The organism is Streptomyces sp. NPDC059785 (genome assembly GCF_042732375.1).
In the GTDB taxonomy this organism is placed as follows: domain Bacteria; phylum Actinomycetota; class Actinomycetes; order Streptomycetales; family Streptomycetaceae; genus Streptomyces.
Window position 1 is genome coordinate 76,805 of record NZ_JBHWHV010000046.1, and the last position, 7,424, is coordinate 84,228.

Consider the following 7,424-nt stretch of genomic DNA (forward strand, 5'->3'; position numbering starts at 1 on the left):
CGGCCCGTCCGGGCCCGCGTACGGAGAAGGACTCACAGGACACACCATGGACCGCCTCGACAACACCATCCGCCCCTACGCCTGGGGATCGACCACCGCCATCCCCGGCCTCCTCGGCGTCGAGCCGACCGGCGAACCGCAGGCGGAGATGTGGATGGGCGCCCACCCGGGCGCCCCCTCGCGCACCGCGCGCGGTCCCCTGCACGAAGTGATCGAGGCGGCCCCGGAGCGCGAGCTCGGCCCGGCGGCCGTCGCCAGGTTCGGCCCCCGCCTGCCCTTCCTGCTCAAGATCCTCGCCGCGGGCGCCCCGCTCTCCCTCCAGGTCCACCCCGACCTCGCCCAGGCCAAGGAGGGTTACGCCGACGAGGAGCGCCGCGGCATCCCGGTCGACGCGCCGCACCGCAACTACAAGGACGCCAACCACAAGCCGGAACTCATCTGCGCGCTCACCGAGTTCGACGGCCTGTGCGGCTTCCGCGCCCCCGCCGAGGCCGCCGGCCTCCTCGCGGGCCTCGGCGTCGACTCTCTGAAGCCGTACGCCGACCTCCTGCACGCCCGGCCCGAGGAGGCCGCCCTGCGCGAGGTGCTGACGGCGGTCCTCACCGCCGACCGCGAGGACATGGCCCGTACGGTCACCGAGGCCGCGGCCGCCTGCGCCCGCCTCGGCGGCGCCTACACCCCGTACGCGGACATCGCCCGGCACTACCCCGGCGACCCCGGCGTCATCGCCGCGATGCTCCTCAACCACATCCGCCTCCAGCCCGGCGAGGCACTGTTCCTCGGCGCCGGCATCCCGCACGCCTACCTCGACGGCCTCGGCGTCGAGATCATGGCCAACAGCGACAACGTCCTGCGCTGTGGCCTCACCCCCAAGCACGTCGACGTCCCCGAACTGCTGCGCATCGTCCGCTTCGAGCCGAGCGACCCCGGCGTCCTGCGCCCCGAGGCGTCCCCGGACGGCGAGGAGGTCTACGAGACCCCCATCGACGAGTTCCGCCTCTCCCGGTACGTCCTCCCGGAGGGCGCCGCCGTGCACGACCTCACCCGCCCCACCCCGCAGATCCTGCTCTGCACGGCGGGCTCGGTACGGGTCGGCGAGTTCACGCTCGCTCCCGGCGGGTCCGTCTTCGTTCCCGCGGACGAACAGGCCGAAGTATCCGGAACCGGCACACTCTTCCGTGCCACGGTGGCGGTCTGACGGGACGGGTGCGACGGGCTGCCGCGCCGCTGTCACAAGGGGCTGCAACAATGGCCCATCGCAAAGTACGGGCAAAGGCCCGGTGACAGGCAGACGGGCGGGAGCCCGGTGACTGGCGGACGGGCGAAGGCCCGGTGGCAGGCAAGAGGGCGAAGGGACACCCCGGACACATGAGCGCGTCAGGCGGCAGCAAAGCGATCGTGGCGGCACTCGGCGCCAACCTCGCGATCGCGGTATCGAAATTCGTGGCGTTCCTCTTCAGCGGATCGTCCTCGATGCTCGCCGAGGCCGTGCACTCGCTCGCCGACTCCGGGAACCAGTTCCTGCTCCTGATCGGCGGCAAGAAGGCCCAGCGCGAAGCCACCCCGCAGCACCCGTTCGGCTACGGCCGCGAGCGCTACATCTACGCCTTCCTCGTCTCCATCGTCCTCTTCTCGGTCGGCGGCATGTTCGCCGTCTACGAGGGCTACGAGAAGATCCGCCACCCGCACGAGCTGGAGCACTGGTACTGGCCGGTCGGCGTCCTGGTCTTCGCCATCATCGCCGAGGGTTTCTCGTTCCGTACGGCCATCAAGGAGTCGAACGAACTGCGCGGCAAGCTCTCCTGGGCGCAGTTCGTCCGCCGCGCCAAGGCCCCCGAGCTGCCGGTGGTGCTCCTGGAGGACTTCGGCGCGCTGATCGGTCTGGTCCTCGCCCTCGGCGGCGTCGGCCTCGCGCTGGCCACCGGCGACGGCGTCTGGGACGGCATCGGCACCCTCTGCATCGGCGTCCTGCTCATCCTGATCGCCCTCGTCCTCGCCGCCGAGACCAAGTCGCTGCTGCTCGGCGAGGCCGCCGGCGCCGAGGAGGTCAAGAAGATCGAGGCCGCCACCGTCGACGGCGACACAGTCACCGGCATCATCCACATGCGCACCCTGCACCTCGGCCCGGAGGAGCTGCTGGTCGCCGCCAAGATCGCGGTCCAGCACGACGACACGGCCGCGGAGGTCGCCGCCGCCATCGACGCCGCCGAGGCCCGCATCCGCGAGGCCGTCCCGATCGCCCGCGTGATCTACCTTGAGCCCGACATCTACAGCGAGGCCGAGCAGACTAAGGGCCCCGACCGCGAGGCCACCCCTGGCGGCCCTGCCCAGGTCCCCGGCCACTGACCACCGCCGGTACGCGCCTCGCACACAACCTTCTTACGACGACGGGGCCCCCTGACCCACAGGCGGGCCCCGTCGCCGTAGCGGCGGCCGGGAGCGGAGGCGGACTGGGGCGCGCCGGGGTACCGGTGTAGCTTTGGTACCGAGCCAGACGTCGCTGCTGATGGCGGTCGGGCGGTGCCAGCGAGCGCCGGCCGAGGGAGAGAGGGCCTCCGACGGACTGCGCTGCGCGTACCAGGGCATGCCCGTGCCCAGTCGGGCAGGCGTGTGCCCGCCGCCGCGCAGACCAGCCGTATCCACCTCGCCCCGATCCCGAGGAGCAGCTCGTAATGACGACTGTCGACAACCGACAGGACTTCAAGGTCGCCGACCTCTCCCTGGCCACCTTCGGCCGCAAGGAGATCACCCTCGCCGAGCACGAGATGCCCGGCCTGATGGCGATCCGCAAGGAGTACGCCGAGGCGCAGCCGCTGGCCGGCGCCCGCGTCACCGGCTCCCTGCACATGACCGTGCAGACCGCCGTCCTCATCGAGACCCTGGTCGCCCTGGGCGCCGAGGTCCGCTGGGCCTCCTGCAACATCTTCTCCACCCAGGACCACGCCGCCGCCGCCATCGCCGTCGGCCCGAACGGCACCCCGGACAACCCCCAGGGCATCCCGGTCTTCGCCTGGAAGGGCGAGACCCTGGAGGAGTACTGGTGGTGCACGGAGCAGGCCCTGACCTGGCCGAACAGCCCCACCGGCGGCCCGAACATGATCCTGGACGACGGCGGCGACGCCACCCTCCTCGTCCACAAGGGCGTCGAGTACGAGAAGGACGGCAAGGTCCCTTCCGTCGACACCGCCGAGTCCGACGAGCACCGCGTCATCCTGGAACTCCTGCACCGCACCATCAGCGACGGGTCGCAGAAGTGGACCCAGCTCGCCTCGGAGATCCGCGGCGTCACCGAGGAGACCACGACCGGCGTCCACCGCCTGTACGAGATGCAGCGCGACGGCACCCTCCTGTTCCCGGCGATCAACGTCAACGACGCCGTCACCAAGTCGAAGTTCGACAACAAGTACGGCTGCCGCCACTCCCTGATCGACGGCATCAACCGCGCCACCGACGTCCTCATCGGCGGCAAGACCGCGGTCGTCTGCGGCTACGGCGACGTGGGCAAGGGCTGCGCGGAGTCCCTGCGCGGACAGGGCGCCCGCGTCATCGTCACCGAGATCGACCCGATCTGCGCCCTCCAGGCGGCGATGGACGGCTACCAGGTCACGACGCTCGACGAGGTCATCGACAAGGCCGACATCTTCGTCACCACGACCGGCAACAAGGACATCATCATGGCCGCGGACATGGCCAAGATGAAGCACCAGGCGATCGTCGGCAACATCGGCCACTTCGACAACGAGATCGACATGGCCGGCCTCGCCAAGGTCCCCGGCATCGTCAAGGACGAGGTCAAGCCGCAGGTCCACACCTGGACGTTCCCCGACGGCAAGGTGCTCATCGTCCTCTCCGAGGGCCGCCTGCTGAACCTGGGCAACGCCACCGGCCACCCCTCGTTCGTGATGTCCAACTCCTTCGCGGACCAGACCCTGGCCCAGATCGAGCTGTTCACCAAGCCCGACGAGTACCCGACCGACGTCTACGTGCTGCCCAAGCACCTCGACGAGAAGGTCGCCCGTCTCCACCTCGACTCGCTCGGCGTGAAGCTCACCACGCTCCGCCCCGAGCAGGCCGCGTACATCGGTGTCGAGGTCGAGGGCCCGTTCAAGCCGGACCACTACCGCTACTGAGCACGTCCGTCGGCCGGCGGACCGGCTCACGGACCGTCCGGCCGACCGGCTGACGATGAGCGCGTCCGTGCACTGACGCGCTCGTCAGCAGCAGGCCAGGTCCCAGGCAGGCCCCCCGCACCCCGGTGCCGGGGGCCTGCTCGTTGATCAGAGCCAGGACCACCACACCGAGTGGGAACCACCGCACCTGAGCCAGGAACTCAACCCACGTCAGGACCACCACACCGATGCCCCGCGGCCGTTATTCGCTTCACGATCCGCACGATCACACCCCCCTCGCAGAAGAACACTTCCACTGCGCGCCCGGCCCCTCCGGCTGGCGCTACGTCTCCCAGCTCACCACCCCCTCCGGCGATCACGCCGGTTCCGTCGACCTCGCCCTCGACGACCTCGGCCGCCCCATCCGCCTGGAACTCCACGCCGCGAGCTGGCAGGTCCGCGGCGCCGCCCTCGACGGCGTCACCTGGGTCCGCACCGACCCCACCGGCACCGAGGCCGCCGAAGGCAACGTCCCCGCCCATGCCTTCACCGGCACCTCACCGGCCTTCCTCGTCGCCACCTCGCGTCTGCTGCGCCTCACCCCCGATTCGACCGCCACTCGCGTACGCCTCGTCGCCTTCACGGACCCGGTCCTCGCCCCGCGCACCCTCGACCAGTCCTGGGCCCTGATCTCGAGAGAAGCACACGCCACTGACAACGGCCCCCTGACCGTGGACGAATACCAGGTCACAGCGCTGGACACCGGTGAACAGCACGCCGTGCACATCGCAGGAGACGTGGTCCTGGCGGCCCCCGGCATCGAGCTGGAACACCTCGAAACGCCGCCGTCGGTGTTCGGCTGACCCGCTGCTGTCACCGCTGTCGCAGGATCAGGCGGGCGGTGCGAACCCCGTGGCAGGCGGACGCGGCTCTCCGTCCTGCGGCCGCTCGGACGGCCCCGGCGCCGACTCGACAGGGGGCACCCCCGCAGCCGCCGTCGCAGGGCCTCCGTAGCCGTAGGAGGGAAGCCGTCCGGTGGCCGGGACTGCGGCGGGCCCCGCGAAGGGCGAGGTGGTCGGCCCTGCGACCGGAGCGGAAGCCGAAGGCGATGCGGCAGCCGCGTTCGCCGCGCTGAACGCACGCCGTACCTCCCGCGCCTGGCGCTCCTGCATCACGGCCGCCAGATACGCGGCCGGCGGAACCCCCTGCGGCGTCGGCGACCCTGTGAACGCCGCGAGATCGTTCGCGAGCTGCTGCGCCATAGTCCAGCCGACCTGGGGGTCCAACTGCTGCATCCGCGTCAGGTACTGCCGGACCGCGAGCCACAGCCCGTCCGGAACCGCCGACAGATCCAGCTCGGCGAACCGCCCCACGAGCCAGGGCGGCGGCGGAGGCACGAACCGAGCCTGCCCGGCAGCCACCCGCTCCCGTACGACCAAGGTCCCCCCGAAAACATCGCCGAGCCGTCGGCCGCGCGCGGAGACCAGGGACGCGATGCACGCGACGACCCCGAACGTCATCAGGATCTCCACCACCCCGACCGCGCCCCGGACCAACGCGTGCCGGAACCGGATCGGGCCCCCGTCGTCCCGTACCACCCGCAGCCCGCACGCCAGCTTGCCCAGCGACCGTCCGTGGCTGAGCGTCTCCACCGCGATCGGCCCGCCCACCAGCACCAGCAGGAAGGACGCGATCGAGACCGCAACCTGCGCGGCCTCGTCCAGACTGGCCGTGGCGATGACCAGACCGATGTTCACCATGATGTAGGCAATCATCGCCACGGCCAGATCGAGCAGCACGGCCAGTGCCCGGCTCGGCAGCTTCGCGGGGCGCAACTCCAGCGCCACCGCCTCGCCCGTAACTAGCTCACTCACGCCCGCCGTCCTTCCCCTGACCCGCCCCGAGCACGGACAGTCTGCCAAGCTGAGAGCGAGAACGCCGCAGTACGACAAGCTGACACGCAGTTCGAGAGCGCGAGGAGCAGCACAGCCGATGGACCTCGACGTGTTCGTCTCCACCCATCGTGGCGAATGGGACCGCCTCGACGCACTGCTGCGCCGCAGGCGCCGCCTCAACGGTGCCGAGGCCGACGAACTCGTCGCTCTCTACCAACGAACCGCCACTCACCTCTCGTTGATCCAGTCCAGCGCCCCGGACCCCCAGCTGACCGGACGGCTGAGCCAATTGGTGGCACGCGCGCGTAGTGCCGTGACAGGCACCCGCCGCGCCTCCTGGCGCGACGTCACCCTGTTCCTCACCCAGGGCTTCCCCGCCGCGGTCTACCGCTCGCGTCACTGGTGGGTGCCCACCGCACTCCTCTCCACGGTGGTGGCCGCCCTCCTGGGGTGGTGGATCGGAGCCCACCCCGAGGTCCAGGCATCGATCGCCGCCCCGAGCGAACTGCGCGACCTCACCCGTCCCGGGGGCGAGTACGAGACCTACTACTCCAGCCATCCGGCGGCGTCCTTCGCCGCCCAGGTGTGGACGAACAACGCTCAGGCCGCCGCGATGTGCCTGGTCCTCGGTGTCTTCCTCGGCATCCCGGTCATCTGGATCCTCTTCCTGAACATGCTGAACCTGGGCGTCGGCATCGGTCTCATGTCGTCGGCCGGCCGCCTGGACACCTTCCTCGGCCTGATCCTGCCGCACGGCCTGCTCGAACTGACCGCCGTCTTCGTCGCCGCCGGCACCGGTCTGCGGCTGGGCTGGACCCTCATCGACCCTGGCCCCCGCTCCCGCCGTACGGCCCTCGCGGAGGAGGGCCGAGCAGCCCTCGGCATGGCGGTCGGCCTCGCCCTCGTCCTCTTCGTCTCGGGAGCCATCGAAGGCTTCGTCACGCCCTCGGGCCTGCCGACCTGGGCCCGAATAGCCATCGGTATCGCCGCTGAGCTGGCATTCCTCGCGTACGTCTATGTCCTGGGCGGACGCGCGGCCCGCTCGGGCGAGACCGGCGACGTCGAGGCGGCCGAGCGCAGCGCCACCGTCCCGACCGCCGCCTGATGTGCGTGCACCCTCGCTGAGCTGCTAGTCTCCTCTTCGCCCCAAGGAAACCGTTGACACGGGTCCTGCGGGGAGGTAGATTCGAACAGTTGCCTAGAATCGGTTACGGTCAGCGGCAACGGACAGTCTCTGTCTGCTTCTGGAAGCATCGCTTTCCGAGAAGCCACTCCCGATGTTTCAGAATTGGACCCCGGTAAGACCGGCCCAAAACTTCTGATAAAGTCGGAACCGCCGGAAAGGAAACCGCGAGAGCGGAAACCTGGAAAGCACCGAGGAAATCGGAACCGGAAACGGTCTGATAGAGTCGGAAACGCA

6 protein-coding genes are annotated in these 7,424 nt (G+C 70.2%); 5 read left to right on the plus strand and 1 reads right to left on the minus strand.

The genetic code is table 11. From position 1 onward, the window contains the following. Positions 1 to 46 precede the first annotated feature (46 nt). The 4 genes from manA (at position 47) to ACFV6E_RS29890 (ending at position 4,972) form a co-directional block, all read left to right on the plus strand. Positions 47 to 1,198 carry a mannose-6-phosphate isomerase, class I gene (gene manA, locus ACFV6E_RS29875; RefSeq protein ID WP_385169800.1) on the plus strand — a complete coding sequence of 384 codons (1,152 nt, stop codon included), beginning with the start codon at positions 47 to 49 and terminating at the stop codon, positions 1,196 to 1,198. A 170-nt stretch (positions 1,199 to 1,368) separates the two neighbouring features. After that, on the plus strand, positions 1,369 to 2,346 hold the full coding sequence (locus ACFV6E_RS29880) for a cation diffusion facilitator family transporter (RefSeq protein WP_385465796.1): 978 nt from the start codon (positions 1,369 to 1,371) through the stop codon (positions 2,344 to 2,346). A 326-nt stretch (positions 2,347 to 2,672) separates the two neighbouring features. Beyond that, entirely contained in the window at positions 2,673 to 4,130 is a 1,458-nt protein-coding gene (gene ahcY / locus ACFV6E_RS29885) for an adenosylhomocysteinase (protein WP_385169794.1), read from the plus strand. Between the two features lie 227 nt (positions 4,131 to 4,357). Continuing rightward, the gene (locus ACFV6E_RS29890; protein WP_385169792.1) at positions 4,358 to 4,972 is read left to right on the plus strand and encodes a hypothetical protein; all 615 of its coding nucleotides are present in this window, start codon (positions 4,358 to 4,360) and stop codon (positions 4,970 to 4,972) included. A 27-nt stretch (positions 4,973 to 4,999) separates the two neighbouring features. On the opposite strand, the gene ACFV6E_RS29895 is transcribed toward ACFV6E_RS29890, so the two are convergent. Then, positions 5,000 to 5,983: an RDD family protein gene (locus ACFV6E_RS29895; RefSeq protein ID WP_385169789.1), complete on the minus strand. Its 984-nt coding sequence runs from the start codon at positions 5,981 to 5,983 to the stop codon at positions 5,000 to 5,002. A gap of 118 nt (positions 5,984 to 6,101) precedes the next feature. Between ACFV6E_RS29895 and ACFV6E_RS29900 the strand changes: the two genes are divergently transcribed. Continuing rightward, complete coding sequence (locus ACFV6E_RS29900; RefSeq protein WP_385465799.1) at positions 6,102 to 7,109, plus strand: stage II sporulation protein M; 1,008 nt, start codon at positions 6,102 to 6,104, stop codon at positions 7,107 to 7,109. Positions 7,110 to 7,424: the final 315 nt, after the last annotated feature.